Genomic DNA, 25,468 nt, shown 5'->3' with positions numbered 1-25,468 from the left:
CAAGCCCCCCACCGACCCGCGCTATGACTGATGGATCTCCCTGTGTGATTCAGCAAGCTCCGCATACAGGGTGCCGTTCAGTGTCACGCCTTGAAGCTCCTCCTCCGTAAGCTCCCGTTTCACTTTCGCCGGTACCCCGGCAACCAGCGAACCCGGCGGCACCTGCATCCCCTGCGGCACCAGGGCCTGCGCGGCCACAAGCGACCCCGCCCCGATCACGGCGCCGTTCAGAACGGTCGCCCCCATCCCGATCAGGCAGTCGTCCCCGACCGTCGCGCCATGTACCACCGCGTTGTGCCCCACGGACACCCGCTCACCGATGCTGACCGGAAACCCCGGGTCGGCATGGAGCGTGCAGTTGTCCTGGATATTGGCCTGAGCCCCCACGAAGATCCGCTCGACATCCCCACGCAGCACCGCCCCGTACCAGACGCTCGCTCCCGCCTCCAGCGTCACGTCCCCGATCACGGACGCCGTGGGCGCCACGAAGGCCTCCTCGTCGATCTTCGGTTCCCGACCTCCGATACCCGTGATCAACGCCTTGTGCGTCATGGCTCTCTCCTCGTCGTCGACACAGAACGCACCGTAGGCGATGGCATCCCGCTGCCGGGCGCCGGGCCCACGGCCTGCCGGAGACACGCGCGAAGGGCACCGCCAGGACGGCCCTGCCGAAGGCCGTGTGGAGCCGTCGCGCCGCCGGCCGCTCGGCGGCTTCTCCAGGGCGGTCTCCGCTGGCGACCGCCCGTCCGCGGCGGGTGTCCACCGTGCGCCGGTGCGCGCGGTACGCGGCGACGGCGTCCTCCAGCCGTCGGGAAGAAGTGGGCCGGATCGATGGTGAGGGTCAGTTCACAGCGCTCGATCCTGCGCCGCACCGGGTCCTTCAGCTCAGCGAACACCAGGCTCATGCCCCGCTCGTCGAGCGCCTCGTCGAGCTTCTCCGACTCGTCGGCCGCCGTGGTGTCCACGTCCGTCACGGGCTCGGCCGCCGGCAGCACCCACACCGGCGGCGGCTCGCGGCGGGTCAGCCGCATGATGTGGTTTCGGAAGGCCCCCAGCCACTCGCGCCGGTACGCCGGCAGCGTGCGCAGCCCCGGCGGGACGTGACGCCTGGTGTCTGCCATCGCGGGCCTCCTTCGGCCGTGCCGGCCCTCTCCGTCCTCGGTCGGCCGCCGGTCGCGGCCCTTCCTGTACGACTCATACGCGGCCCGCACGAGGTCGTCGCCTCGCAAGGGTGATGGTGTCAGAACCGGTGGTACCGCACCGCGCTGGCCATGACGACGTCCTGGACCGAGGCGTGGCGTCGGCTGAAGGGAATCCAGAGCAGTCCCACAGGCAGAGCGACGCAGAACACGGCCCGCAGCAGCGCGCGGGGGGTGCCGAGCAGCCGCCCGGTGCGGCCGGTGACCCGCAGGCCCAGCAGCCAGTCGCCGAGGGTGCCGCCGGTCGACGCCCAGCTCACGCCGAGATAGAGCACCGCGACGGCCCAGCCGAGCGCTCCCGTCTGCCACGCGGACAGGTCCGGCATACGGAACGGCGGCCCGGTGACGAGCAGCCGCAGTCCGCCGTACGCGAACTGCACGGCGAGCCCGATGCCGGCCACCACGATCACGTCGACCAGCGCCGCGAGACACCGCGACACCACTCCCGCGGTGTCGGCTCCGGAGCTCCGGTCCCCCTGCGTCACGGTGGCTGCCCGTGCCCGTCGGAGTGTGCCGGGGCCACGCCGGGTCTGTGCAGCAGTCGGTCGGCGACGCGGTTCACCATCCGGTCGGCCCTCATGCTGCGCAGCCGCAGCGCGTCCACCGTCTCCTCGGCCATCCCGCCGCTGGTGTCCCGGACGATCCGGCCCAGGTCGATCTCCTCCAGCACCGCCCTGGTGAGCGAGACCAGGTCGATCCTGGCGATCACGGCGTCGAGGTCCAGCCGGGCGGCGATCCGGTCGACGTCGATACGTGCCGCGATCCGGTCCACGTCCAGCCGGGCCGCGATCTCGTCCGCATCCACCCGGGCCGCCACCCGCTTCACATCCACGCGGTCGGCGACGCGGTCCACGTCGACCCCGTCCGCGATCAGGTCGATGTCGACCCGCCGCACGACCCGCATCACGTCCACCCGGTCGGCGATCCCGTCGACGTCGATCCGGGCGGCCAGGGCGTCGAGGTCGAGCCGGTCCACGACGGCGGCCGTGCCCACGCGGACGAGACGGTCGACGACCGGGCCGGCGGCCCCCAGCGCGTATCGCGTCAGCCGTCCGGTGACGTCGAGGGGATCCACCAAGCTGCGCCAGGTCATCCCACCATCGCACCACGGCTTCGGCGCCTTCGCCTCATCCGCCACGGGTGATCCGCGCCCGCTCGGTTGGGGTGAAGATCACAGCCTCCGCACCTCATCGGCGCCCCGCACGCTGAGTACGGTGACTCCGTGCCGAAGAGCAAGAACACGTTCTCATCCTGGCGGCGAAGCCTCAGCCAGCGCGCCGTCCACGCGGGCTGGGCCTGGGTGCAGCGCACGGGCTCGGTGACGGCCGAGCGCCCCGGCCGCTTCCGCTTCGGATCGATCGGCGAGGCCACCCGGCTCGCCTTCCCGCTCGGCACGGTCTTCGGCGAAGCCTGGATCCACATCGGCTCCCACTGCATCGTCGGCGAGCAGGTCACTCTCACCGCGGGGCTGATGCCCGACCTGGACCTGGGGCCCGACCCGATCCTGCGCATCGGAGACGGTGTCGTGCTGGGCCGCGGGAGCCACGTCATCGCCGACACCACCGTGACCATCGGCAGCGACTGCTACTTCGGGCCGTATGTGTACGTGACGTCCACGAACCACTCGTACGACGATCCGCACGAGCCCATCGGCAAGCAGTGGCCGCGCATGGAGCCGGTGGAGATAGGGCCGGGCTGCTGGATCGGCACCGGAGCGGTGATCCTGCCGGGGGCGCGGATCGGGCGGAACGTGGTCGTGGCCGCCGGTGCCGTGGTCCGGGGCGTCGTGCCCGACCATGCCGTGGTGGCGGGGGCGCCCGCCCGTGTCGTACGCCGCTGGACGGCCGCCGACGGCTGGCAGCCGCCGCTCAGGACGCCGGCCCCGGTACCGATTCCCGACGGGATCACGCCCGAACAACTGCGAGCCCTCTCCGAGCTGGACGAGGAGACGGTGGCGAGGCTGGCCGAGCTGGAGCCGGAGTCCTAGACCCGCCTCAGCCCGTCGCCAGCAGCAGCGTGCCCACCAGGGCGAGGCCCGCGCCCGCCGCCTGGATGCCGCGCAGGCGTTCGCCGAGGAAGCCGCGTGCGGCGAGGGCGGTCACCACCGGGTAGAGCGAGGCGAGGACGGCGGCAACCGTGATGGGGCCGTGCTGGGCGGCGACCGAGTACGTGCCGTTCGCCGCGACGTCCGCGAGACCGACGAAGGCGAGCGCCGGGAGGCACGTCCAGGGGAAGCCGCCCGGCGGGAGGGCCTCGCCGCCGCGCTTCACGGAGGCGCAGAGCGCGAGGCCGCCCGTGGCCACGCTTGTCAGGCGCTGGACGAAGAGGGCGAGGAAGAGGCCGGTGACGGTCGTGGACGCCTCGGTGATCAGGGCGAACACCGTGCCGAAGCCCACGGCCGCGAGGAGGGTGAGCAGGATGGCCTGCCGCTGTACCGGGGCACCCTTGAGCTGTGGTCCGCCCGCGAGGACGACGCCGGTCACGGCGACCGCGATGCCCGCGACCTGCGTCAGGCCGGGGCGTTCGCCGAGGAAGAGGCCCACGCCCACCGGGACCGCCACGCTCAGCGTCGCGAGCGGGGAGACGACGCCCATCGGGCCCAGAGCGAGGGCCTTGTAGAAGGAGAACAGGGCGACCGGGCCCACCAGCCCGGCGGCGGAGGCGAACCACAGCCGGGGGCCGGCCTCGCTCCAGCCGCCGGTGGCGACCACGATCGCCCCGAGCATGACCGCGGCGATTCCCTGGGAGACGACGACCACCGTGAGCGCCGGGGTGCGCCGGGTCAGCAGTCCGCCGCCGAAGTCGGCCAGGCCCCACAGCAGGCTGGTGGCCAGGGCGAAGAACGCTGTCACGGGACGCCTCGCAGTACAGTTCGGTGAACGATCGGGTGCACACCACCGTAGTTCAGTGCAGTGAACCCTGTCATCCAGAATATTGACCTCCCTGTATATGAATATTGGACGGAACGTGTCGGACCTCGATCTGCTGACCCAGTCCCTGGCCCGCAACGTCAAGCGCTGGCGCAACGAGCGGGGCTTCACCCTGGACGCGCTGGCCGCCCGGGCCGGGGTCAGCCGCGGCATGCTCATCCAGATCGAGCAGGCCCGCACCAACCCGAGCATCGGCACGGTCGTCAAGATCGGCGACGCGCTCGGCGTCAGCGTCACCACCCTGCTCGACTACGAGCAGGGCCCCAAGGTGCGGATCGTCCCGGCCGATCAGGTGGTGCGGCTCTGGCACACCGACGCGGGAAGCTACAGCCGACTGCTCGCCGGTACCGAGGCGCCCGGCCCGCTGGAGATGTGGGAGTGGCGGCTGATGCCGGGCGACAGCAGCGCCTCGGACCCACACCCCGCCGGTACGGTGGAGATCGCCCATGTGACGCGGGGTGAGCTGACCCTCACGGTGGAGGGCGCGGAGTACCGCGTCCCGGCGGGCGCGAGCGTCACCTTCGAGGCCAACGCCCCGCACAGCTACGGCAACCAGGGCGACGTTCCGATGGAGCTCGTACTGGCGGTCTCCGTCCCGCCCGTGCGCTGAGGCGGCCGGTACGTCCTGTTAGCGTGCGGCCATGCGCCCGCCCCTCGGACACTTCGACATCGCGACCCCCGCCCCCGACGCCCTCGACGAACTGACCCGCCCGGTCGCCGACGCCGTACGCCACAGGAGCGGCAGCGTCCCCGCCGACCAGATCGTCTACGTCGACACCGACCCGCAGTGGGCCGACACCGCCGTCTTCGTGGAGCACTACGGGCAGGAACTGCTGGAGCAGTCGGCGAACTGCGTGGTGGTGGCGGGCAAGCGGGGCGGGGAGGCGACACTCGCCGCGTGCCTCGTGCTCTCCACCACCCGGGTCGACGTCAACGGCGTCGTCCGCCGCCAACTCGGCGCCCGCAAGGCCTCGTTCGCGTCCATGGACACCGCGACGGCGGAGACCGGCATGGAGTACGGCGGCATCACCCCGATCGGACTCCCGGACGGCTGGCCGGTGCTGGTCGACTCGGCCGTCGTCGAGCTCCCCTACGTCCTGGTCGGCAGCGGCCGACGGCGCGGCAAGCTGCTGGTCCCGGGGAAGGCCTTCGCGGAACTGCCTGGGGCGGTGGTGCTGGACGGGCTCGCAGGCTGAGCGCACCGAGCTCCTCCAGGGCGCCGCCGTTTTTGTCTGCGGCATCATCGTGGCTGGTCGCGCAGTTCCCCGCGCCCCTTCGGGGTGCGGCAGACCGCACGGGACCTGCTCAGCGCTTCGCGTGATGAGCCAGCGCCAGGTGGGGGTCCGCCTCGCCCGGCGCCGGTGCCGGATCGGCGTGCACCAGGGCCGCCGTCAGTCTCGGTACGGCGTGCAGCAGCGCGTGTTCGGCCTCGACGGCTATGCCGTGCGCCGTACGTACGGTCGCCTCGCCGTCGACCACCACCGCGACCTCGGCCCGCAGCCGGTGCCCGATCCAGCGCAGCCGCAGCTCACCGACCGCGCGCACGCCCGGCACCTCGCGCAGCGCCCGCTCCGCCCGGTCGACCAGCTCCGGGTCGACGGCGTCCATCACGCGCCGGAACACCTCGCGCGCCGCGTCCCGCAGCACCAGCGCGATCGCCGCGGTGATCGCCAACCCCACGAGCGGGTCGGCCAGCTGCCACCCCAGCGCGGAGCCGCCGGCGCCCAGCAGCACGGCCAGTGACGTGAAGCCGTCCGTACGGGCATGCAGTCCGTCGGCGACCAGCGCCGCCGAGCCGATCTCCCGGCCCACCCGGATCCGGAAGCGGGCCACCCACTCGTTCCCCACGAAACCGGCCAGCGCGGCCACCGCCACCGCCGCTATGTGCGTGACGGGACGCGGGTCGAGCAGCCGCTCCACCGCCGCCCAGGCCGCGAACGCCGCCGACGCGGCGATCGTCAGCACGATCGCGATCCCCGCCAGGTCCTCGGCCCGGCCGTAGCCGTAGGTGAAGCGGCGCGTGGCCGCCCGTCGCCCCAGCACGAACGCGATCCCCAGCGGTACGGCGGTCAGCGCGTCGGCGGCGTTGTGCACCGTGTCGCCGAGCAGGGCCACCGAACCGGACATGACCACGACCACCGCCTGCGCCAGGGCCGTTGCCCCGAGGACGGCCAGCGAGACCCAGAGTGCGCGCATTCCGCGGGCCGAGGACTCCAGCGCGGAGTCGAGCTTGTCGGCACTCTCGTGGGAGTGGGGCGTGAGGAGGTGGCCGAGGCGGTGCCTGAGGCCGGCGGGGCTGTGCTGATGCGGGTGCCCATGCTCGCCGTGGTGCTCATGGTGCTCATGGTGCCCGTGATGGTTGTGGTGCTCGTCGTCGTGACGGTGGTGCCGATCGCTCACGGTGGCCCCTTCCTGCGCGCGGTGGTGGACGCGGGACGCCCACGGGACCATTATGTGCGTATGAGCGCACGCATGCACCTATCAACTGCGCACGATGCGCACCCGCGCACCCCGGGCGAGGAACAGTTCGCGCTCGCCGCCGAACTCCTCGCCCTGCTGGGCGACCGCACCCGTCTCGCGCTGCTGCATGCCCTGACCGGCGGCGAGGCCGATGTCACGACCCTGACGGAGGCGAGCGGGGCGGCCCGGCCCGCGGTCAGCCAGCATCTGGCGCGGCTGCGGCTGGCGGGCCTGGTGAACACGCGCAAGGAGGGCCGCAGGGTCATCTACTCATTGCGGGACGGGCATCTGCGGCGGCTCGTGGACGAAGCGCTGAAGGTGGCGGACCACAGGCTCAGCGACCGGCCGCTGCACGACTGAGGGTCACGGAACTCAGGACGCGGAGCCCTTGCCGAGGTACTGCTCCGCGAACGCCGACGCGGCAGCGGGGGATTCGAGGAGGCGGCGCAGCCGGGCCAAGGTCGTTCCTGCGCGGTAGGCGTCGCCCGATGACGCGCCGTGGTACACCTCCGACAGCCACTGCGAGAACTCCTGGTAGTCCCACACGCGTCCGAGACAGGCCGCCGAGTAGCCGTCCAGGCCGCGGTCGTCGCCGTTGGTGAGGTGGGCGACCAGCCCGTCACCGAGCAGGAAGGCGTCGTGCAGGGCGAGGTTCATGCCCTTGGCCGCGATGGGCGCGGTGAGATGGGCCGCGTCCCCGGCGAGGAAGAGCCGGCCGAACACCATGGGTTCGACCACGTAGTTGTGCATGTCGAGGACCCGCTTCTCGATCAGCCGTCCCTCCGTCAGCGGCGGCCGGTCGGCGGCGCCGAGCCGCTCCTGCAGTTCGGCCCAGACGCGGTCCTCCGACCAGTTCTCCGGGTCGTCGCCGGGCGGGCACTCCAGGTAGTAACGGGTGACCTCGGGGCTGCGGGCCATGTGCCCGGCGAAGCCGTTCGGATGGATGCCGAACACCACGCAGTCGCTGGACGGCGGCGCCTGAGCCAGCAGCGCCAGCCAGCCGATGCCGTAGTCGTGCCGGGCGATCCTGGCCTGCTGCGGAAGCACGGTCCTCGTCACCCCGCGTGCTCCGTCGCAGCCCGCCACGAAGTCGCAGTGCACGAGGGTGCGTCGGCCGGTCTCGGGGTCGAGGTACGAGACCGCGGGCCGGTCCGTGTCCAGGCCGTGCAACTGCACGTCCCGCACGCCGAAGCGGACGGCGCCGCCGCGCACGTCGGCGTACTCGCGCAGCAGGTCCGTCACCAGCAACGGCTGCGGATAGACGAAGTGGTGATGCCCCGTCAGCTCGGTGTAGGAGAACCGGTGCCGCTGCCCCTCGACGCGGAACTCGCACTGGGTGTGGAGCTGCGCCCGCTCCAGCAAGTGGTCCGCGAGCCCCCGATCCTGGAGCCCGCGCACCGCCCACTCCTCCAGCACACCGGCCCGGGGCCGCTGTTCGATGAACGCGCGCGTCTCGGTCTCCAGGACCAGGCAGTCCACCGAGGCGGCCCGCAGGATGTTCCCGATGGTGAGACCGGAAGGCCCGGCGCCCACGATCACCACCGGAAAGCGTTGCGGCGACGGGGAGTTGGGGTGGGGGGAGCTGGAAGTCACCCGGGCATTATGACGGTGGCCCGCCGGCCACGGCAGAGGAGCCGGGGCCGACGGGCCGGGTCGTGAGAGGGGGGTCGGTCAGTGCGATGGGGCGTCGGTGACGACGACTTCGTCGATGCTGCGCTCGATGTCCTCGCGCTTGGATGCCGTCGCCCGGGCCCAGTAGTAGATGACCAGGGAGAAGACGGTGATGACCAGGATGTCCCACCACAGGCCGATGTTGCCCGAGCCGCCGAAGCCGCCTTGGGCGGAGATCACGCCCATGCCCAGGAGGTAGACCGGCAGCCACTGGGCGGCCTTGAAGTCCATCCGGGGCGCGTCGGGCTGGTTGGTGGAGTTGGCCCACCAGGCGTAGCCGCCCAGGAGCAGGTAACCGAGGACGATCGCCAGACCGAGCCGCCACAGGGTGTCCCAGCCGGACCAGTAGATGATCAGGTTGGCCACCACGAACGACACCGGCGAGATCACCTTGCCGCCGGGCAGCCGGTACGGGCGCTCCAGGTGCGGCAGCTTGTCGGCGAAGACGCCGTACGCCAGCGGCGCGCCCGCGTACATCAGGACGCTCGCCGAGGTGATGAAGCCGACCAGCTTGTGCCAGCTGGGGAAGGGCAGGAAGCAGATCACGCCTGTGACGAAGGACATGATGAGGCCGAACCACGGCACACCGCGAGAGTCGGTCTTGGCGAAGATCTTCGGCGCGTAGCCGTTCTTCGCCAGGCCGTAGGAGACGCGGGAGGTGGCGGTGGTGTAGATCAGGCCGGTACCACCGGGGGAAATGATCGCGTCGAGGTAGAGGACGAAGGCCAGCCAGCCGAGACCCGCCAGGGTCGCGACACCGGCCCACGGGCCTGTGTCGCCCTTGAATGCGAGGTGGGCCCAGCCGTGCGCGAAGCTGCTGTGCGGCAGCGCGGCGATGAACACGACCTGGAGAAGGACGTAGATGACGGCGCCGATCGCGACCGAGCCGAGCGTGGCACGCGGCAGATCCCGCTTGGGGTTGCGGCTCTCGCCCGCCAGCTGAATGGCCTGCTCGAAGCCGAGCAGTGCGAAGATGATGCCGCTGGTGCTGATCGCGGCGAGCACACCCTTGGCGCCGAACGGCGCGAAGCCCTCGGAGTGGAAGTTGGCGGGGTGGAAGTGGGTCGCCGCCATGATGAAGATCGCGCCCAGCGGGACGGCGATCTTCCACCAGGTCGCCGCGCTGTTGGTGTGCGCCAGCGCCCGTACGCCGAAGAAGTTCACCCCGACGAAGACGGCCATGAGTACGACCGCCACCACCAGACCGCTTGCCGTCAGAGTCTTGTCGGCGTGCTGAAGGCCCTGTGCCCAGGACCAGTGACCGGCGTAACCGATCATGGCCTCGACCTCGATCGGGGCGACGGTCGCGGCCTGGAGCCAGGAGAACCAGCCGAACGACATGCCGGCCAGTCCGCCGAACGCGTAGTGCGGATAACGGGCCGTACCGCCCGCCACCGGGAACATGCCGCCCAGCTCGGCGTGCACCAGCGCCAGCAGCACGATCGCGACCGCGCCGATCACCCACGAGATGATCGCCGCCGGGCCGGCCTGGATGACTGCGTCGTGGGCTCCGTAGAGCCATCCCGAACCGATGATGGACCCGACGGAGGCCCACATCAGACCGATCAGTCCGACGTCACGCCTGAGGCCACCGGGACCCCGGGCCTCCTCCACGGAGGTCTGCTCGACGCTCACCATATTTTCAGCGACCTCTCACGATTTGAATACTTGTTTTCATTACGTGCGACGTCGCAGATTAGGAAACATCAGGGGTCGAGCAGAAGGGTCATGGTGAAGTTTTGACCAACGCCCGGGAGCTTTCTGGGCAGCCCTTCAGGGGCTCTGTACGCGGCGGAAACCTGTGTGAGGACTGGAACCGTCCACGGAAACGGCAGTGCGCGCCGCCCGCCGGCAGCGGTTGCGGTGTGACCGGCGGCACATGGGGAAGCCGCCGCGGACGACCTTCGCGGCGGCGGTGGGAGGCCCCCCGGGCTGCTAGCCGAGCAGAGGTATCTCGATGGCGGGGCAGCGGTCCATCACCATGTCCACGCCCGCCGCGCGCGTACGGTCGTACGCCGCCTCGTCGATCACGCCGAGCTGGAACCAGACGGCCTTGGCGCCCTTGGCGACCGCCTCGTCGGCGATCGGTCCGGCCAGGTCGCTGTTGACGAAGACGTCGACGACGTCCACGGCGAAGGGTATGTCGGCGAGCGAGGCGTACCCCTGCTCGCCGTGCACGGTCTCCGCCTTGGGGTGGACGGGCACGACGCGCTTGCCGAAGCGCTGCAGCACCTGGGCGACGCCGTATGCGGCGCGGCTCCGGTTCGACGAGAGGCCGACCACGGCCCAGGTGTCTCCGGACTCCGTGAGGATCTTGCGGATCGTTGCCCCGTCGCCGTGCACCGCGGCCTCCCTGCGCCTCGTGGACATGCTCTTCTGTCCGACAACGGCCGGGTGTTCGCGATGATTCCCCGGATTCCGGCCACGGCATGCTTGCCGCTTCGCTCGACCGGCTTCGGTGCCGGCGACACCGAGCAGTCGCACCTCGCCCCGAAGGGGCCGTGCGCCGTGGCCATCGTCGGACGAGGAGCCCCGGCTGCGGGACTTCCTGCCGCACGTCGCGGACGGTTTGGGGAGACGTCGGCGGTGGCGGTGCTCGACCGGGTGCGGATCCGTACGCCGCGCGCGCATGGGTGAGCCTCACGTATGAGTGAGAGGTGCGAGCGAGTGGGGACGGGAGCTGCACGCGCGCGTGCGCGTCACGCGACCCCGCGCACCTGGTTGAATTCCGCCGCTGTGTGCGGAATTCGCGCCGGATGCCTGCGCGTCGGCCGTCCGCCCGCCTACGCTCAGCCCGTGCTGCGCATCACCGACGCCCGAACCGGCGAATCCGTCGACGCCGCCCCGGTCCGCCGGGGGCTGACCCGGGTCGAAGCCCATGTGCCGGATTTCCACACCGGCGCCCTGCGTGTACTGCTGGTCGCCGACCTCCTCCAGCGAGCCCTGGAACTCGGCGGCACCCCGGTGTGGGGTGTGCTGACCGGTGAACGGGGGCAGGCGGAGCTGCGGGCGGGGGTGGCCGCGCTCGGCATCCGGCCCTTCGAGGACCGGCGGGACGTCGGCCCCGGACTGAGCGAGGCCCAGGTCCTGCATGTCGTGGGGGAGGGCGGCGCGACACCTGACGGCGTCCGGGTCGCCGTCGCCCCCGTCGACTCGGAGGCACCCGGCACCGCGGAGAGCGCCGACCCGGCCGCCCTGCGTCTGGCCCTGCTCTCCCGGCACCGGAGCACGCCCCTGCGGCTCGACGCGGCCGCCCTGGACGAGGCCCGCCACACCCTCGCACGCTGGCGCCGCGCGGTCGCCGCCTGGGCGCAGCAGCCGTCGCGGCCGATTCCCGACGAGGCGCGCGCACGCCTCCGTACCGCCTGGGAGGACGACTTGGACGTCCCCTCCGTGCTCAAGGTGCTGGCCTGGGTGGAGACCGACTCCGGGCTGCCGGACGGCGCCCGCTTCGAGACATACGCCTACGCCGACCGGCTGCTCGGCCTGGATCTCACCCGCGACCTCGGGTCCCCGGCGTGATCGCGCGCGCGGGCGCCGGTCCACTGCGTCGCCTGGTGGTGCTGCGGCACGCCAAGTCGGCCTGGCCGACGGGCGTCCCCGACCACGAGCGCCCGCTCGCGCCGCGCGGCCGCCGCGACGCACCGGCGGTCGGCCATGCCCTCGCCGAGGCCGACTGCCTGCCCGACCTCGCCCTGTGCTCCACCGCCGTACGTGCGCGCCAGACCTGGGAACTGGCCTCGGCCCAATGGGGCACACCGCCCCCGGTGCGCCGCGACCCGCGGCTGTACGCCGCCGACGTGCCCGACCTGCTGACCGCCGTGCACGAGGTGTCCGCCGAGGTCGAGACGCTGCTCCTGATCGGGCACAACCCGGGCCTCGAGGAACTCGTCCTCGAACTGGCCGGGGACAGCCTCGACGACGCCCTGGACGAGGTGCGGGTGAAGTTCCCGACCTCGGCGATCGCGGTACTGGCCTGGCACGGCACCGCCTGGGACGCGCTCGCCCCGGGCACGGCACTGCTGACGAGCATGATCGTGCCGCGGGGCAAGAAGCACGGCGGGAAGCAGTAGCGCGCGCCGCATAGGCTGGCCGGATGCAGGACGAGTACCGCACGGTCGCCCACGGGGGCGTGCACGAGACCGAGGTCAACCGCTCCCGCTTCCTGTGCGCCCTGGCACCGGCGGCCACCGAGCAGGAGGCCCAGGACTTCGTCGCCGCCGTACGCAAGGAGCACGCGGACGCCACCCACAACTGCTGGGCCTACGTCATCGGCGCCGACGCCTCCGTCCAGAAGGCGAGCGACGACGGCGAACCGGGCGGCACCGCGGGCGTTCCCATGCTCCAGATGCTGCTGCGCCGCGACATGCGGTACGTCGTGGCCGTCGTCACCCGCTACTACGGTGGCGTCAAGCTCGGCGCGGGCGGACTCATCAGGGCGTACGGCGGCGCGGTCGGCGAGGCCCTGGACACGCTGGGCACCCGCACGCGCCGCAGGTTCCGGCTGGCCACGGTGACCGTCGACCACCAGCGGGCCGGCAAGGTCCAGAACGACCTGCACTCGACGGGACATGAGGTACGCGACGTGCGCTATGCGGAAGCCGTCACCATCGAGGTCGGCCTGCCGGACTCCGACGTGGACGCCTTCAAGGCCTGGCTCGCCGACGTGACCGCCGGGACGGCAGGGTTCGAACTGGGCGGGGAGGCGTACGGGGACGTATGAGCATCAGCATGAAAGGGGCGTAACGGACCAGTGTGGGACGCCTCATGACGAGCCGGTACGGGAGTAACCGACCGTGATGATGCTCCTGTTGCTGTCAAGCGGTCTGGATCCAGTCGCGGTAGGCATGGGCGAGGTCGTCGTCTCGGCTGAGACCTCGTTCAAGCCTGGAGATGGTGGTGGGCCAGACGCCGAAGTGCTGGGCGACGGCGGTGAGAGCGATGTTCCTGGCTTGCCGTAGTGGCCGTAGGTCGGTGATGCCGGGGACGGTGACGGTGGTGGTGAGGCAGCGGAATATCTCCCGGGCGATGGCTCGTTTCAGGAGCCGGATGATCTCTCTCTTCGTCCGGCCGGCAGCGGTCTGCCGTGCCGCGTATGCGCGGGTTGTGGAGTCGCTGGACATGCGGACCAGGGCGATGCGGTAGGGAGCGGCGTTGGTATCCCGGTCTCCGCCCCGGGACAGGCGGTGCCGGTTGGTTGTGCCGCTGGAGGCGGGGACCGGGGCGACGCCGCAAAGGGCGGCGAAGGATGCCTCGGTCCGCATGCGTTCGGGATTGCCTCCGGCGGTGACCAGCAGCTGCGCGGCGGTGTCGGGGCCGACGCCGTGGGCGGCTCGCAGGCCTGGGTCGTGCGTGCTGACCTCGTTGTCCAGGGCCCGGGTCAGGGCCTCGTGTTCGGCGGTCGGCTCCTTGACGCGTCGGGCGAGGCTCTTCAGCGCGGCGAGGACCGCTGTGTGCACCGCGTCTCCGGCCGGCCGCAGCCGGGCCAGGGCGTCAGTGCGGTCTGTCCCTTTGAGCTGCCCGTACTTGGCGCGGACGGCTTCGGGGGCGTGGGGCATCTGGTTCAGGGCGGCGGTGCGGGCCTTGACGGCGGAGCGGGCGGCGTCGTGCAGGGGCCTTCCCAACGGAGGTACGTGCGCGCGAGCGCGGTCTGCAGCAGATCCTGAGCATCGAGCGGATCGGGGACCAGGCGTCGAGCGCTGCGCAGCAGAGCGTCGTGCCGTGCACTTACGTATTCCTCAAATTCCAGCACCTTGCCGAGGTGCCTGGGCGCGTTCACGTATCGGGTTCCTTCCGTGCGTGACGTGGGTGGCCAGCCCTGCCGAGAGGGTGGTGGGCCGGTGGAGGATGAGGCCGGGGCGGTCGGCATACGTCCGCCCCGGCACCATCTGTCGCCTGCCGCTTATCGGAGACTCAGACGTGCAACCCTGGCTCCTGATCACGAGCGCGTACGGTCAGGCGCGGGCGCGCGGCGGGCGGACGGCGCCGCCCTGCCGTGCAGCCTGTCGGGCAGGAGCCCGGGTTTCGGCCGGTGTAAGTTCCGGCTGTGCCGCGAGGTCGAGGCCTCCGTGCGACGGGATCGTTCAAATGCCCTGGCTGCAGTGCCAGGTTGAGTCGTTCCAGTCGATGTTCTGCAGACAGACCCGTGCCTTGTAGCCGCGGTCGTCCCAGTAGTAGCCGGTGTGGTCCTGGTTGTTGTAACGCACGAAGTGGTACCAGGTGATCCGTTCCCAGGCTCCACCGTGCTGACGCTGGAGCATCATGACGCAGTGACCTTGGTTCCAGGAGTGGACCAGGCCCTGCGCGAACCAGTGGCCGTTGATCTTCTTGGTGTTCATCCAGACCTTGCAGTCCCCGCGGGTGACGACGGAGCCCGGCTCGAAGCCGTCGGGGTGGACGGCGGTGCTCTGCCGGACCGTTGGGCCGGCCGTGGGGTGAGCGGCGGTTGCCGCCTGGGCAGGCGCCACCACCGCGAGACCTCCAGCCAACGCGGCGGCCGCAGCGTACAGAGTGGCTCGCTTGCGTGTGTTCACGTTTCGTCCCTTTCGTTGGTGATGAGGTGTCTGGACACCGAGCGCGCAGGACGACCATCTGGCTCGGCGCTTGCTAGTGCGGGGCGCCGCCACCCACCCCGTGGGGCGACGGCGGCTTCCCCGCACCGGCACCGCTGCAGGGCGGCACATCACCGAGTTCAGCGGTTCCGGAATTGAATGGGCAGCCGGTCTTGTCACCCTGATCAATGGCCGCTTCGCAGGTCACGGGCACGACGGTGGTACTGACCAAAGAAGGCGCATCACGTTTGCACTTCCGTCGCGGGCGTGCGTAGCGTGCGGCCGGTCGTGCCGCGTCCACGGGGGAGGCGGACTGATGGAGGGGTGAGCCCCCGATGGCAGGACGTCCAGAGAGCCCTCTCGATCCGAGTGCTGGACCGGTGGCGCGGTTCGCTGCCGAGTTACGCAAACTCCGGGCGGAGGCCGGAAGCCCGACCTATCGGTTGATGGCCCAGCGGACCGGGCAGGGGGCGAGCACCTTGTCCCAGGCGGCCGGAGGGGAGCGGCTGCCGACCCTGCCGGTCCTCCTCGCCTTCGTCCACGCCTGCGACGGCGATCCTGAAGAATGGGAGGCGCGTTGGCGCCAGGCGGCGGCCGAGACGGCGGCAAGCCCGCGTCCCGACGACGAGAACGCGGTGCCCCCGTACCGGGGTCTGGCGCGCTTCGAACCCGGCGACGCTGACATGTTCTTCGGCCGCGATCAGCTCACCGACAGTCTTCTGGAGCTGACCCGCACCCACCGCTTTTCCGCTGTTTTCGGTCCTTCGGGGAGCGGCAAGTCGTCGCTGCTGCGTGCCGGCCTCATCCCCCGTCTGCGCACCCCCGACCCGGCCGGTCCGCAGCCGGCCGCGCTGCGCGTCCTGACCCCGGGCGAACATCCCCTGCGCACCCACGAGAAGCGCCTGATACCGAAGGACGGCGGCGAAACCTGGCTGATCGTCGACCAGTTCGAAGAGCTCTACACCCTGTGCACCGACTCCGCCGAACGCAATGAGTTCATCGACCGCCTCCTCACCGCCGGCGATCCCGCCAGCAGGCTGCGCGTCATCCTCGCCGTACGCGCGGACTTCCTCGGTCACTGCGCCCAGCACTCCGCGCTGACCGCCGCCCTGCAGCACGGCACACTGCTGGCCGGGCCGATGAGCCGCGACGAACTCCGCGAGGCCATCGTCAAACCCGCCCAGAGCGCCGGTCTGATCGTCGAACGCTCCTTGACGGCCCGCCTCCTCGACGATGTGGAGGAGGAACCTGGCGCTCTGCCGCTGCTGTCTCACGCCCTGCTGGAAACGTGGCATCGCCGAAAGGGCCGTGCCCTGACCGAATCGGCCTATGAGGCGGCCGGCGGGCTGCACGGTGCCATTGCCCGCACCGCCGAAGTCGCTTATACCCGGCTTGCCCCCGGCCAGGCCGACCTCGCCCGCCGCGTCCTGCTGCGCCTGATCAATCCCGGCGACGGCACCCCCGACACACGTCGCCCCACTGCCCGCACCGAACTCCACCTCGATGACCACGACGACACCGCCACCGTCCTGGAACACCTCACCCGCGCCCGGCTGCTCACCCTCGACGGCGACACCGTCGACCTGGCCCACGAAGCGCTCATCTCATCGTGGCCACGGCTGCGGGCGTGGATCGAGGAAGACCGCGAACGGCTGCGTACCCATCGGCAGCTCACCGGCGCCGCCCGCACCTGGCACGCCCTCGGGCGCGACCCGGGCGCCTTGTACCGAGGCACCCGGCTGGCCGTGGCCGAGGAAACCTTCCCCATCGCCGACCGCCGGGCTACGTTGACGAAGCAGGAGGCCGCGTTCCTGACCGCCAGCACAGACCGTCTGCGCCATGAACACCGGCGTCGGCGCGTTTTCGGCGGAGTCTTGTCCCTGGTCGTTGTGCTCGCTGTGCTGGCGGGCGGCATGGCGTGGCAGCAGAACCGCAGCAGCGAGCACCGCCGCACCGAGGCCGCCGCCAACCGGGTCGCGGCCGTGGCGGACAATACGCGCTACTCCGACCCGGTGACGGCGATGCGTCTGAGCCAGGCGGCCTGGGACACCGCGGACACCGTGGAAACACGGTCCGCGCTGTTCGCCGCAGCGATGCAGCGCGAGGAAGACCGGTTCGCCCCGCCCGGGGCATCCCAGGCGGGGGACTTGTTCCTCAGCGCCGACGGCAATGTCCTGGTTCAGGCGTCAAACAGCCGGGTGATGACCTGGGACGTGTCCAGCCATCGCAGGACAGGGCTGTTCAAAGGCTTCGGTGAGGGCTCCTGGACCGTGCAGGCACTCAGCCCCGATGCACGCCGACTTGCACTGGACGCCGACGACCGGCTGGTCATCTGGGACATCGCCCGGGGACGCCCGATCGGCAGCCCGCTTGCCTCCCGGGCACCCTTCATGACGGTCTTCGGGCCGAGCGGCCGCACACTGCTGGCCGAGCAGAGCGACGGTGCCGGCCCCGCCACCATGCGAGTGTGGGACCTGAACAGGCGCCGTACGCTCTTCCAACATCCGGTGCCGACCTTCGAGAGCGCGGGAATCAGCGCGGACGACCGCTTCGTCGCCTTGTGCCCCCAATCCCCGGGCCGCGTACAGCTGTGGCGGGTCGCCGGCGGGCGGCGCATCCCGCTGCAAGACACACCGGCCGTCGGGGCGGCAGACAACTGCGCACTGACCTTCAGTCGCGACAGCCGTCGGGTGACGATTGCCGTCGGCGGGTCCGTGTCGACTTGGGACACCTCTTCGGGCCGGCAGGTCGGTCACTTCACCAACCGTGCCTACTCAAACCTGCGTTACAGCGGTGACGGACATTTCCTGGTCGCGTCCAACGACTCCGGTATCGACATCTGGCGGCAGCCCCCCCTCGACGACCAGCCGGTGATGACCTATCCCATCCCCAGCGACAAGGCCGACGACTTCCGCCTCGATGCCGGCGGCCGGTTCATCAGATACATGGCCAGCACCGGAGCGACCACCGCCGCCGGATCCGTCGTCCGCACCATCACGCTCGGAGACCTGACCCGCCTGCCCTGGCGAAGCGAGCTGTCCGATGGCGCCTGGTACAGCCCGGACGGCAGCCGGCTCGCCATCGCACGACGCGCGGGAGGCAAGGACCGGTTCTGGTTCGCGGACGCGCGCACCGGCCGGGACACCGCGCAACTGCCCGCCGCCGACTGCCCCGTCACTGCGACCTCATCCGGCGATCGAGACCGCGAAGTGGAGGGCGGATGTACTCCTGCCATGTCCTTCAGCGCGAACGGCGGCACCGCCGCCTACGCGCTGCTGCCGGCTGATGAACCGACACCCCGGCAGCAGGTCGTGCTGTGGCACCAGGCCGGCGGGCCGGCCACCCTCAGCCTGCGTCTCAAGCACCCCGCGTTGATCCGTGCGATTGCGCTCAGCCCTGACGCCGCACAGCTCTTCCTCTCAGCGCGGTCGGGCAACGGCTCGGAATGGATCGAGGTCTGGGACACGCACAACCGCTCACGGATCCGGCTGATCGAAGGTATGGGAGGCACCAGCATGACAGTGAGCCCCGACGGACAGCTGCTCGCCGCCTCCGACGGCCGGTACGCCGAGGTGTCCACCGGCCGCGTTGGGCACCTGCCGCTCGGCTTCGACACGTCCGAGACGGTCGAGTCGGGCGGCGTCGCATCGAGCCTCCCGCCGCAGAACAACATCGGAACGCTGACTTTCAGCCCCGACGGGAAGTACCTGGCAGCGGGGGATCTCTCGGGACGAGTGACCCTGCTCGACGGCAGCCTGAAAAGACGCCTCGGAATCATGTCCGGGCTCGTCACCAGCGACCGCCAGGACGCTGCGGCGGCGGTCATCGCCCTGGCCTTCTCCAGTACGGGAGGGACTCTCGCCGTGGGAGGCGACGACGGCACTGTGCGGCTGTGGGACGTGGCCGCCAACCAGCCTTTGGGAACCGCTCTCCCCACCCCGAGCGACACCGTCCAGGCCCTGTCGTTCGCCCCCGGCAACGACACGCTGTACGTGGCGAGTGACTATGTTCCGTCGCAGACCTACAAGGTGTCGCCGAAAGCCGCGGCAGCCACGGTGTGCACACGCGCCGACGGCGGCCCTTCTCCACGGGAATGGCATCAGATGATCCCCGAAGTGCCCTACCGCAGGCTTTGCTGAGCGCGCCCTGCGCAAACTCCGGTGCAGCACCACCCGCATCACCGCACTCGTCCATGCCGTCCTCACCCTCCACCTCAACGCCTCACGCAGAGGTTGGGAAAGGCTCAATGAGTGAAAGTCCATTTCCGCCACCGTTCCCTTCCGCCGCCCGGCTCGCGGCACCGGACTGGAGGGCGGCATGCGTTAGCGTGGCGGGTGTTAACGGCGAGCCCCGTGCTGGTTCGTGCTGGTTTTTGAGGTGCAGTGGGGGCAAACGTGCAGGTCAGAGCGATTTCATGAAATTCCTGCACACTTCCGACTGGCATCTGGGCCGGGCGTTCCACCGGGTGAACATGCTCGGCGCCCAGGCCGAGTTCATCGGCCACCTCGTCACGACCGTGCGCGAGCGCGGGGTGGACGCGGTGGTCGTGTCGGGGGATGTGTACGACCGGGCGGTGCCCCCGCTGGCCGCGGTCGAGCTGTACGACGCGGCGCTGCACCGCCTCGCCGACCTGGGTGTGCCCACGGTGATGATCTCCGGGAACCACGACTCGGCCCGCCGGCTGGGCGTCGGCGCCGGACTCATCGGGCGGGCCGGCATCCATCTGAGGACCGATCCGGCGGCAGCCGGGACACCGGTGGTGCTGCCCGACAGCCATGGCGAAGTGGCCTTCTACGGACTGCCCTATCTCGAACCGGCGCTGGTCAAGGACGAGTTCGGGGTGGAGAAGGCGGGACACGAGGCGGTGCTCGCCGCCGCCATGGACCGGGTCCGCGCCGACCTCGCCACGCGCGCAGGGGGCACCCGTTCGGTCGTCCTCGCGCACGCCTTCGTCACCGGCGGAGAGGCCAGCGACAGCGAGCGGGACATCACGGTCGGCGGGGTCGCCGCCGTGCCCGCGGGGGTCTTCGACGGTGTGGACTACGCGGCACTCGGCCATCTGCACGGCTGTCAGACGATCACCGAGCGGGTCCGCTACTCCGGCTCCCCACTGCCGTACTCCTTCTCCGAGGCCGACCACCGCAAGACCATGTGGCTCGTCGACCTCGACGCCGACGGCTCCGTCACCGCCGAGCGCGTCGACTGTCCCGTGCCGCGTGCGCTGGCCAGGATCCGGGGCACCCTGGAGGAACTGCTCGCCGATCCCGGGTTGGCACGGCACGCGGAGGCGTGGGTCGAGGTCACCCTCACCGACCGGGTCCGCCCTTCCGATCCCATGGCGCGGCTCACGGAGCGCTTCCCGCACACCCTCAGCCTCGTCTTCGACCCCGAGCGGACACCGGACGACCCGGACGTGTCGTACGCCAGACGGCTCGCGGGCCGCAGCGACCAGGAGATCGCCGAGGACTTCGTCGCCCATGTGCGTGGCGCCGGGCCCGACGCGCGCGAACAGGCCGTGCTGCGGGACGCCTTCGACGCGGTGCGCGCCGACGAGGCCGTGCGGGAGGTGGCGCCATGAGGCTGCACCGGCTGGACATCACGGCGTTCGGACCCTTCGGCGGCTCGCAGACCGTCGACTTCGGCGAGTTGTCGGCGGCCGGGCTCTTCCTGCTGCACGGACCGACGGGAGCCGGCAAGACGTCCGTCCTGGACGCGGTGTGCTACGCGCTCTACGGCTCCGTCCCCGGCGCCCGCCAGACCGGTCAGGGCCTGGCCCTGCGCAGCGACCACGCCGCATCCGGTACGCGCACGGGAGTGACCCTAGAACTGACCGTTGCCGGACGCCGGTTGGAGGTCACCAGGCAGCCGCCCTGGGAGCGCCCCAAGAAGCGGGGCTCGGGCACGACCCTGGAGAAGGCCCAGAGCTGGCTTCGTGAGTACGACGCCACGGCCGGCGCCTGGAAGGACCTCAGCCGCTCGCACCAGGAGATCGGTGAGGAGATCACCCAGCTGCTCGGCATGAACCGCGAGCAGTTCTGCCAGGTCGTCCTGTTGCCCCAGGGCGACTTCGCGCGCTTCCTGCGTGCCGACGCCGAGGCGCGTGGCAAGCTGCTGGGCCGCCTCTTCGACACCCACCGCTTCGCCGAGGTCGAAAAACGTCTGGCCGAGCGCCGCCGCGCCGCCGAGGCGCAGGTGCGCGAGGGGGACGCCGCGCTGCTGGCCGACGCACACCGCATGCAGCAGGCGGCGGGCGGCGTGATGGAGCTGCCTCAACTGGCACCGGGGGAGCCGGGGTTGGCGGAGGCCGTCATCAGCGCCGCGGCCTTCGCCCGCAGTACCGCCCGCGAACAGCTGACCATCGCGCACTGCCGCCTCACGGCCGTCGAGTCGGCGCAAGCGGCCGCCGAGCGCGCGCTGCGCGAGGTGCGCGAAGTGGCCCGGCTGCAGCAGCGGTTCACCGAAGCACGCGAGCGCGCAGCCCGGCTGGAGGAGCGGGCCGCCGCGTACCGGGAGGCGCAGGCGCGCATGGAGCGGGCCCGCAAGGCCGAGGCGGTGGCGCCCGCACTGGAGTTGCGGGAGGCCGCCGAGGGAGAACACCGGCGTGCGACACAGGCCGAGGCCCGCGCGCGTGCACTGCTGCGACAAGCCCTCGCTGAGGGGCACGCGGATTTCCGGACGGCGAGCTCCGCCGCGGGTGCAGCGGGGGGCACGTGGCCGCGGGACGCCCTCGGCGAGGGCAACGCGTCGGGGCGCGCGGGGTGGCGAGGCACCGGCGGCGACAGGGGCGCGGGGAACTGCGCGAGCAGCCACGACAAGCCCGCACCCGCCCCACATCGTGCACCCTCCTTTGGCCCCGCCGATGCAGCCGGGACTGCGGGGCCGCAGGATGGTGGCGCAGATGCGGCTGAGGGCGCGGGGCCGCGCGATGGGCTCGCGTCCGACGATGGGGCCGGTGCTGCGCTGCCGCGAGATGCTGTTGCCGAAGCCGCCGTCACCGGACTCGCCGAGCCGCAGGACGCGATCGCCGAACCCGGCAGGGGCCAGGAGCTGACGGGCGCGTGTGGCGACACCGCCCCACGTGAGGAGCCGCGCGGTGCTCTGGCCGACGCCGGTGCCGCAGGGCTGGCCGCCGCCGCACGCCGGAGTGCCGAGGAGCTCGGTGGCCTGGAGTCCGCCCGTCGTGCCGAACGGCGACTGGCCGAACTCGTCGCCGAGCGCGCCGGTCTGGACCGGCAGGAGCGCGCCGACGAGGACGTGCTTCAGGAGGCCGAGGCATGGCTCGCGGGCTGGGATGAGACCCGGGCCGGACTTGACGCCCGTATCGAATCCGCGCAGCAGGCCGCGACGAGCGCCGAGCAGCTCGGGGTGCAGCGAGAACCGGCACGGCGCAGGCTCGGCGCGGCCCGCCAGCGCGACCAGTTCGCCCGCGACACCGACGAGGCCCACGCGCGCGTGCTCGCCGCCCGCGAACGTGCCACCGAAGCCCGCGCCCACTGGCTCGACCTCAAGGAACAGCGGCTGAACGGCATCGCGGCCGAGCTGGCCGCGAGCCTCACCGACGGCGAGCCGTGCGCCGTCTGCGGAGCCACCGAACACCCCGCCCCCGCGCGCAAGGTCGCCGGGCACGTCGACCGGGAGGCGGAGGAGAGCGCCCTCGCCGCCTGCCGGCGCGCCGACGAACAGCGCGCCGAGGACGAGCGGCGCCTCGGCGTCGTACGTGAGGCACTGGCCGCCGCCACCGCCGAGGCGGGCGACACGCCCACGGCCCGACTCACCGAAGAGGTCGAGGAGTTGGAGCGGCAGTACAGGCAGGCGCGGCATGCCGCTTCCGAGCTGCACCCGGCGAGCGAGCAGCTGCGGCGAGCGGAGCAGGAGCACGAGCGGAGGACAGCGGCACGGCAGGAGGCGGCGGTCAGAGCCGCCTCGCGAGTGGGCCACCGTGAGCGGCTCGACCGTGAACGGGCAGGTCTCGAAGGAGAGTTGGCGCAGGCGCGCGGCACGGCGGAGAGCGTGGCCGTGCGGGCCGCGCAGCTGGAGCGGCAGGTCGCGCTGCTCACCGAGGGCGCCGACAGCGCGCGGGTGGCCGAGGACGCCGCCCAGCGGCTCAAGGACGCCGACGCCCGGCTCGCCGACGCCTCCTTCCGGGCCGGCTTCGACACTCCGCAGGCAGCGGCCGCCGCGCTTCTGGACGACGCCGCCCACCGCGAGCTCCAACGCCGCCTGGACGCCTGGCAGTCCGAGGAGGCCGCCGTGCGCGCCGTCCTCGCCGAGGCCGACACCGCGGCCGCCGCACAGCAGCCGCCCGCCGACGTGGTCTCGGCGGAACGGGCCGCCGCCGTCGCCACCCAGCGGCTGCGCGACGCCGCCTCCGCACGGGACGCGGCCGCCCGCCGCTGCACCGAACTCGACCGGCTCTCGGCTCAATCCGCCGCGGGCGTACGGAGGTTGGCCCCGCTGCGCGAGGAGTACGACCGGGTGGCGCGGCTGGCCTCCCTCGCCGCGGGCACCTCGGCGGACAACGAACGGAAGATGCGCCTGGAGTCGTATGTGCTGGCGGCCCGCCTGGAACAGGTGGCCGCCGCCGCGACCGTGCGGCTGCAGCGCATGTCGTCCGGCCGTTACACCCTGGTCCACTCCGACGACCGGGCCGGGCGCGGCCGCAGCGGGCTGGGGCTGCACGTCGTCGACGCGTGGACCGGACGCGAGCGGGACACGGCGACGCTGTCGGGCGGCGAGACGTTCTTCGCCTCCCTGGCGCTCGCCCTCGGTCTCGCGGACGTCGTCACCGACGAGGCCGGCGGAGTCCGTCTGGACACGCTCTTCATCGACGAGGGCTTCGGCAGCCTCGACGACCAGACCCTCGACGAGGTCCTCGACGTGCTCGACTCCCTGCGTGAGCGCGACCGCAGCGTCGGCATCGTCAGCCATGTCGCCGACCTGAGACGCCGTATCCACGCGCAACTGGAGGTCGTGAAGGGGAGATCGGGGTCGGAGGTCCGGCAGCGAGGTCAGTGACCGAGGGGCCGTCGGGGCAGCGGGGACGAGTAGACGACGCTCGTGGTCACCGAGCCGAGCGCGCCGATCTTGCCCGACACCTCTTCCAGGTGGCGCATCGAGCGGACGGCGACCTTGATGACGAAGCAGTCGTCGCCCGTCACATGGTGGGCCTCGAGGATCTCGGGCGTCACGGCGACCAGGTCGTGGAAGGGCTTGTAGTTGCCGTTCGGATACCGCAGCCGGACGAACGCGAGGATCGGCAGCCCCAGCCGCTCGGGGTCCACGATGGCCGCGTACCCCTGGATGACGCCGGCCTCCTCCAGGCGGCGCACCCGCTCCGTGACCGCGCTCGGCGACATGGAGACGGCGCGGGCCAGCTCGGCGAAGCCGGCCCGTCCCTCCCGCTGGAGGACATCGAGGATGCGCCAGTCGGTGGCGTCCGGGGAAAACGCGGTCATAGCGCAGAGATAGCAGGGGAATCCCTGGCCGGGCAAGGCGCAGACCGGGGAATACCCCTTCTGGGAGATCATCGGCGGCCGTAGATTTCTGGCCGTAGCGACAACCTCGGAGAAAGCAGGCCGGATCATGAGCAGCACCACGACCGCCGTCAACGCTGTCCTGCGCGTGGCCCCGGCGGCCCCGGCCGAGGCCGCTGCCTACTTCCGCGCGAGTCTCGTCTTCCACGCCGACGTGTCGGACGTCGCCGCAGCACTCGCCTCCGACGGCGACCCGGGGTTCGTCGTCCTGGACTCCCGTTCCACCGAGTCCTGGGACCAGGGCCACGTCCCCGGCGCGGTCCACCTGCCGACCGCGCTCATCCCCGAGCAGGCCGAACAGCTCCTCGACAAGTCGGTGCCGGTGGTCACGTACTGCTGGGGCCCCGGCTGCAACGGCGCCACCCGCGCCGCGCTCGCGCTCGCCGAACTCGGCTACCAGGTCAAGGAGATGCTCGGCGGCTTCGAGTACTGGGCGCGCGAGGGCTTCGGGTACGAGACCTGGGAGGGCCGCGAGCGCCGCCCCGCCGACCCGCTGACGGCGCCGGTGGACGCGGAGGACTGCGGCTGCTGAACCGACGTCTGTGCGGGGAGGGACGGGGAGGGGCGGAGTCACGGGTTCTGCGGCCGTGTACGGTTCTGCGCCATGGTGCGATACGCGGATCCCGGTGCGCTGGAATGGGTCGAGTCGGGTGGCGGGCCGCTCATTGCGGTACCGGAGACGGTGTTGCCGTTCTGGGCGGGTGCCGACGGCGAGGAGACCGCCTCCGACTACGACCGGGCCTGCGAGGTCGACGGATTCGTCGGCCTGCTCCCGGTCGGCGACTCGGCCGCCCTGGTCCTGGGCGACGAGCCCGCCTCCACCGCCTTCCTGCCCGAGCACGCCACCTTCATACGGTGGTGGGCGGCGAACTCCGAGGCCGAACTCCTGGCGGGCGTGCCCGCAGCCCTCGCCACGGCGAACTGGGGACACGAGGTGCGCTGGGAAGTGCCCGGCACGGTCGTGCTGTTCGACTCGGCCTGGCCCGGATCCGAAACAGAGCGGACCGACTGCCTCCGGGTCGGGCTGGAACCGGGGCGGTATGCCGTTCGCGCGGCCAACGTCCAGCCAGGACCGGAGACCTGGCTGGGCCTCGTCCAACTGCGGCGCGTCGAGCACGGATAGT

Annotated in this window: 24 protein-coding genes and 1 pseudogene; 12 read left to right on the top strand and 13 right to left on the bottom strand. The window is 71.6% G+C overall.

What is annotated here, in order from left to right; genetic code table 11:
- Positions 1 to 21: 21 nt before the first annotated feature.
- From LJ657_RS33245 to LJ657_RS33230, 4 genes are all read right to left on the bottom strand, one after another.
- Entirely contained in the window at positions 22 to 552 is a 531-nt protein-coding gene (locus tag LJ657_RS33245) for a gamma carbonic anhydrase family protein (protein ID WP_232652713.1), read from the bottom strand.
- On the bottom strand, positions 549 to 1,121 hold the full coding sequence (locus tag LJ657_RS48735) for a sodium-independent anion transporter (protein WP_308117098.1): 573 nt from the start codon (positions 1,119 to 1,121) through the stop codon (positions 549 to 551). The genes LJ657_RS33245 and LJ657_RS48735 overlap by 4 nt, the downstream gene beginning before the upstream one ends.
- 119 nt (positions 1,122 to 1,240) lie before the next feature.
- Entirely contained in the window at positions 1,241 to 1,684 is a 444-nt protein-coding gene (locus tag LJ657_RS33235) for an RDD family protein (protein ID WP_232652612.1), read from the bottom strand.
- A complete protein-coding gene (locus tag LJ657_RS33230; RefSeq protein ID WP_232652611.1) occupies positions 1,681 to 2,292 on the bottom strand; it encodes a hypothetical protein in 612 nt (203 codons plus the stop codon). Before LJ657_RS33230 ends, LJ657_RS33235 begins: the two co-directional genes overlap by 4 nt.
- Before the next feature lie 129 nt (positions 2,293 to 2,421).
- Here LJ657_RS33230 and LJ657_RS33225 point away from each other — a divergent pair, with 129 nt between their 5' ends.
- Complete coding sequence (locus LJ657_RS33225) at positions 2,422 to 3,186, top strand: acyltransferase (RefSeq protein WP_232652610.1); 765 nt, start codon at positions 2,422 to 2,424, stop codon at positions 3,184 to 3,186.
- A gap of 7 nt (positions 3,187 to 3,193) precedes the next feature.
- Here the strand turns inward: LJ657_RS33225 and LJ657_RS33220 are convergent, their stop codons facing one another.
- A complete protein-coding gene (locus LJ657_RS33220; protein ID WP_232652609.1) occupies positions 3,194 to 4,051 on the bottom strand; it encodes a DMT family transporter in 858 nt (285 codons plus the stop codon).
- 115 nt (positions 4,052 to 4,166) lie between these two features.
- Between LJ657_RS33220 and LJ657_RS33215 the strand changes: the two genes are divergently transcribed.
- Positions 4,167 to 4,739 (top strand): helix-turn-helix domain-containing protein, encoded by a 573-nt coding sequence (locus tag LJ657_RS33215; protein ID WP_232652608.1) that lies wholly within the window; start codon positions 4,167 to 4,169, stop codon positions 4,737 to 4,739.
- A gap of 31 nt (positions 4,740 to 4,770) precedes the next feature.
- Positions 4,771 to 5,325, top strand: coding sequence for a YbaK/EbsC family protein (locus LJ657_RS33210; protein WP_232652607.1), 555 nt, complete (start codon positions 4,771 to 4,773; stop codon positions 5,323 to 5,325).
- Positions 5,326 to 5,434: 109 nt separating this feature from the next.
- On the opposite strand, the gene LJ657_RS33205 is transcribed toward LJ657_RS33210, so the two are convergent.
- Positions 5,435 to 6,529, bottom strand: coding sequence for a cation diffusion facilitator family transporter (locus LJ657_RS33205; RefSeq protein WP_232652606.1), 1,095 nt, complete (start codon positions 6,527 to 6,529; stop codon positions 5,435 to 5,437).
- A gap of 60 nt (positions 6,530 to 6,589) precedes the next feature.
- On the opposite strand from LJ657_RS33205, the gene LJ657_RS33200 reads away from it, so the two are divergent.
- The gene (locus tag LJ657_RS33200) at positions 6,590 to 6,949 is read left to right on the top strand and encodes an ArsR/SmtB family transcription factor (RefSeq protein WP_037884505.1); all 360 of its coding nucleotides are present in this window, start codon (positions 6,590 to 6,592) and stop codon (positions 6,947 to 6,949) included.
- Positions 6,950 to 6,961: 12 nt separating this feature from the next.
- On the opposite strand, the gene LJ657_RS33195 is transcribed toward LJ657_RS33200, so the two are convergent.
- The 3 genes from LJ657_RS33195 to LJ657_RS33185 all read right to left on the bottom strand — a co-directional run bounded on the left by LJ657_RS33195 (position 6,962) and on the right by LJ657_RS33185 (position 10,603).
- The gene (locus LJ657_RS33195; protein WP_232652605.1) at positions 6,962 to 8,182 is read right to left on the bottom strand and encodes a 4-hydroxybenzoate 3-monooxygenase; all 1,221 of its coding nucleotides are present in this window, start codon (positions 8,180 to 8,182) and stop codon (positions 6,962 to 6,964) included.
- A 78-nt stretch (positions 8,183 to 8,260) separates the two neighbouring features.
- On the bottom strand, positions 8,261 to 9,898 hold the full coding sequence (locus LJ657_RS33190) for an APC family permease (RefSeq protein WP_232652604.1): 1,638 nt from the start codon (positions 9,896 to 9,898) through the stop codon (positions 8,261 to 8,263).
- Positions 9,899 to 10,195: 297 nt separating this feature from the next.
- Positions 10,196 to 10,603, bottom strand: coding sequence for a CoA-binding protein (locus LJ657_RS33185; protein ID WP_232652712.1), 408 nt, complete (start codon positions 10,601 to 10,603; stop codon positions 10,196 to 10,198).
- Between the two features lie 453 nt (positions 10,604 to 11,056).
- Between LJ657_RS33185 and LJ657_RS33180 the strand changes: the two genes are divergently transcribed.
- From LJ657_RS33180 to LJ657_RS33170, 3 genes are read left to right on the top strand one after another with little or no spacing between them, the layout of a single operon-like run.
- Positions 11,057 to 11,782 (top strand): hypothetical protein, encoded by a 726-nt coding sequence (locus LJ657_RS33180; RefSeq protein WP_232652603.1) that lies wholly within the window; start codon positions 11,057 to 11,059, stop codon positions 11,780 to 11,782.
- Positions 11,779 to 12,333 carry a SixA phosphatase family protein gene (locus LJ657_RS33175; protein ID WP_232652602.1) on the top strand — a complete coding sequence of 185 codons (555 nt, stop codon included), beginning with the start codon at positions 11,779 to 11,781 and terminating at the stop codon, positions 12,331 to 12,333. The genes LJ657_RS33180 and LJ657_RS33175 overlap by 4 nt, the downstream gene beginning before the upstream one ends.
- 23 nt (positions 12,334 to 12,356) lie before the next feature.
- Entirely contained in the window at positions 12,357 to 12,983 is a 627-nt protein-coding gene (locus tag LJ657_RS33170) for a YigZ family protein (protein WP_232652601.1), read from the top strand.
- A gap of 94 nt (positions 12,984 to 13,077) precedes the next feature.
- On the opposite strand, the gene LJ657_RS33165 is transcribed toward LJ657_RS33170, so the two are convergent.
- The 3 genes and pseudogenes from LJ657_RS33165 to LJ657_RS33155 all read right to left on the bottom strand — a co-directional run bounded on the left by LJ657_RS33165 (position 13,078) and on the right by LJ657_RS33155 (position 14,793).
- Positions 13,078 to 13,818 carry a transposase gene (locus tag LJ657_RS33165; protein WP_232652711.1) on the bottom strand — a complete coding sequence of 247 codons (741 nt, stop codon included), beginning with the start codon at positions 13,816 to 13,818 and terminating at the stop codon, positions 13,078 to 13,080.
- A gap of 56 nt (positions 13,819 to 13,874) precedes the next feature.
- A pseudogene (locus LJ657_RS33160) lies at positions 13,875 to 14,039 on the bottom strand (sigma factor); the annotation flags it as partial.
- Between the two features lie 304 nt (positions 14,040 to 14,343).
- Entirely contained in the window at positions 14,344 to 14,793 is a 450-nt protein-coding gene (locus LJ657_RS33155; RefSeq protein WP_232652600.1) for a hypothetical protein, read from the bottom strand.
- A 464-nt stretch (positions 14,794 to 15,257) separates the two neighbouring features.
- On the opposite strand from LJ657_RS33155, the gene LJ657_RS33150 reads away from it, so the two are divergent.
- The 3 genes from LJ657_RS33150 to LJ657_RS33140 all read left to right on the top strand — a co-directional run bounded on the left by LJ657_RS33150 (position 15,258) and on the right by LJ657_RS33140 (position 23,826).
- Positions 15,258 to 18,950: an NACHT and WD repeat domain-containing protein gene (locus tag LJ657_RS33150; RefSeq protein ID WP_232652599.1), complete on the top strand. Its 3,693-nt coding sequence runs from the start codon at positions 15,258 to 15,260 to the stop codon at positions 18,948 to 18,950.
- Between the two features lie 275 nt (positions 18,951 to 19,225).
- A complete protein-coding gene (locus LJ657_RS33145) occupies positions 19,226 to 20,389 on the top strand; it encodes an exonuclease SbcCD subunit D (RefSeq protein WP_232652598.1) in 1,164 nt (387 codons plus the stop codon).
- A complete protein-coding gene (locus tag LJ657_RS33140) occupies positions 20,386 to 23,826 on the top strand; it encodes an AAA family ATPase (RefSeq protein ID WP_232652597.1) in 3,441 nt (1,146 codons plus the stop codon). The genes LJ657_RS33145 and LJ657_RS33140 overlap by 4 nt, the downstream gene beginning before the upstream one ends.
- Here LJ657_RS33140 and LJ657_RS33135 read toward each other — a convergent pair.
- Positions 23,820 to 24,266, bottom strand: a complete 447-nt coding sequence (locus LJ657_RS33135; protein WP_232652596.1) for an Lrp/AsnC family transcriptional regulator — start codon at positions 24,264 to 24,266, stop codon at positions 23,820 to 23,822. The genes LJ657_RS33140 and LJ657_RS33135 overlap by 7 nt on opposite strands.
- A 127-nt stretch (positions 24,267 to 24,393) precedes the next feature.
- Between LJ657_RS33135 and LJ657_RS33130 the strand changes: the two genes are divergently transcribed.
- Positions 24,394 to 24,876 carry a rhodanese-like domain-containing protein gene (locus tag LJ657_RS33130; protein WP_232652595.1) on the top strand — a complete coding sequence of 161 codons (483 nt, stop codon included), beginning with the start codon at positions 24,394 to 24,396 and terminating at the stop codon, positions 24,874 to 24,876.
- 72 nt (positions 24,877 to 24,948) lie between these two features.
- The gene (locus LJ657_RS33125; RefSeq protein WP_232652594.1) at positions 24,949 to 25,467 is read left to right on the top strand and encodes an immunity 21 family protein; all 519 of its coding nucleotides are present in this window, start codon (positions 24,949 to 24,951) and stop codon (positions 25,465 to 25,467) included.
- Position 25,468: the final 1 nt, after the last annotated feature.

The sequence above is a fragment of the Streptomyces guryensis genome (assembly GCF_021261325.1).
In the GTDB taxonomy this organism is placed as follows: Bacteria; Actinomycetota; Actinomycetes; order Streptomycetales; family Streptomycetaceae; genus Streptomyces; species Streptomyces guryensis.
The sequence above is the reverse complement of the archived record's forward strand: the minus strand, read 5'-3'. Positions and strand labels throughout refer to the sequence as shown.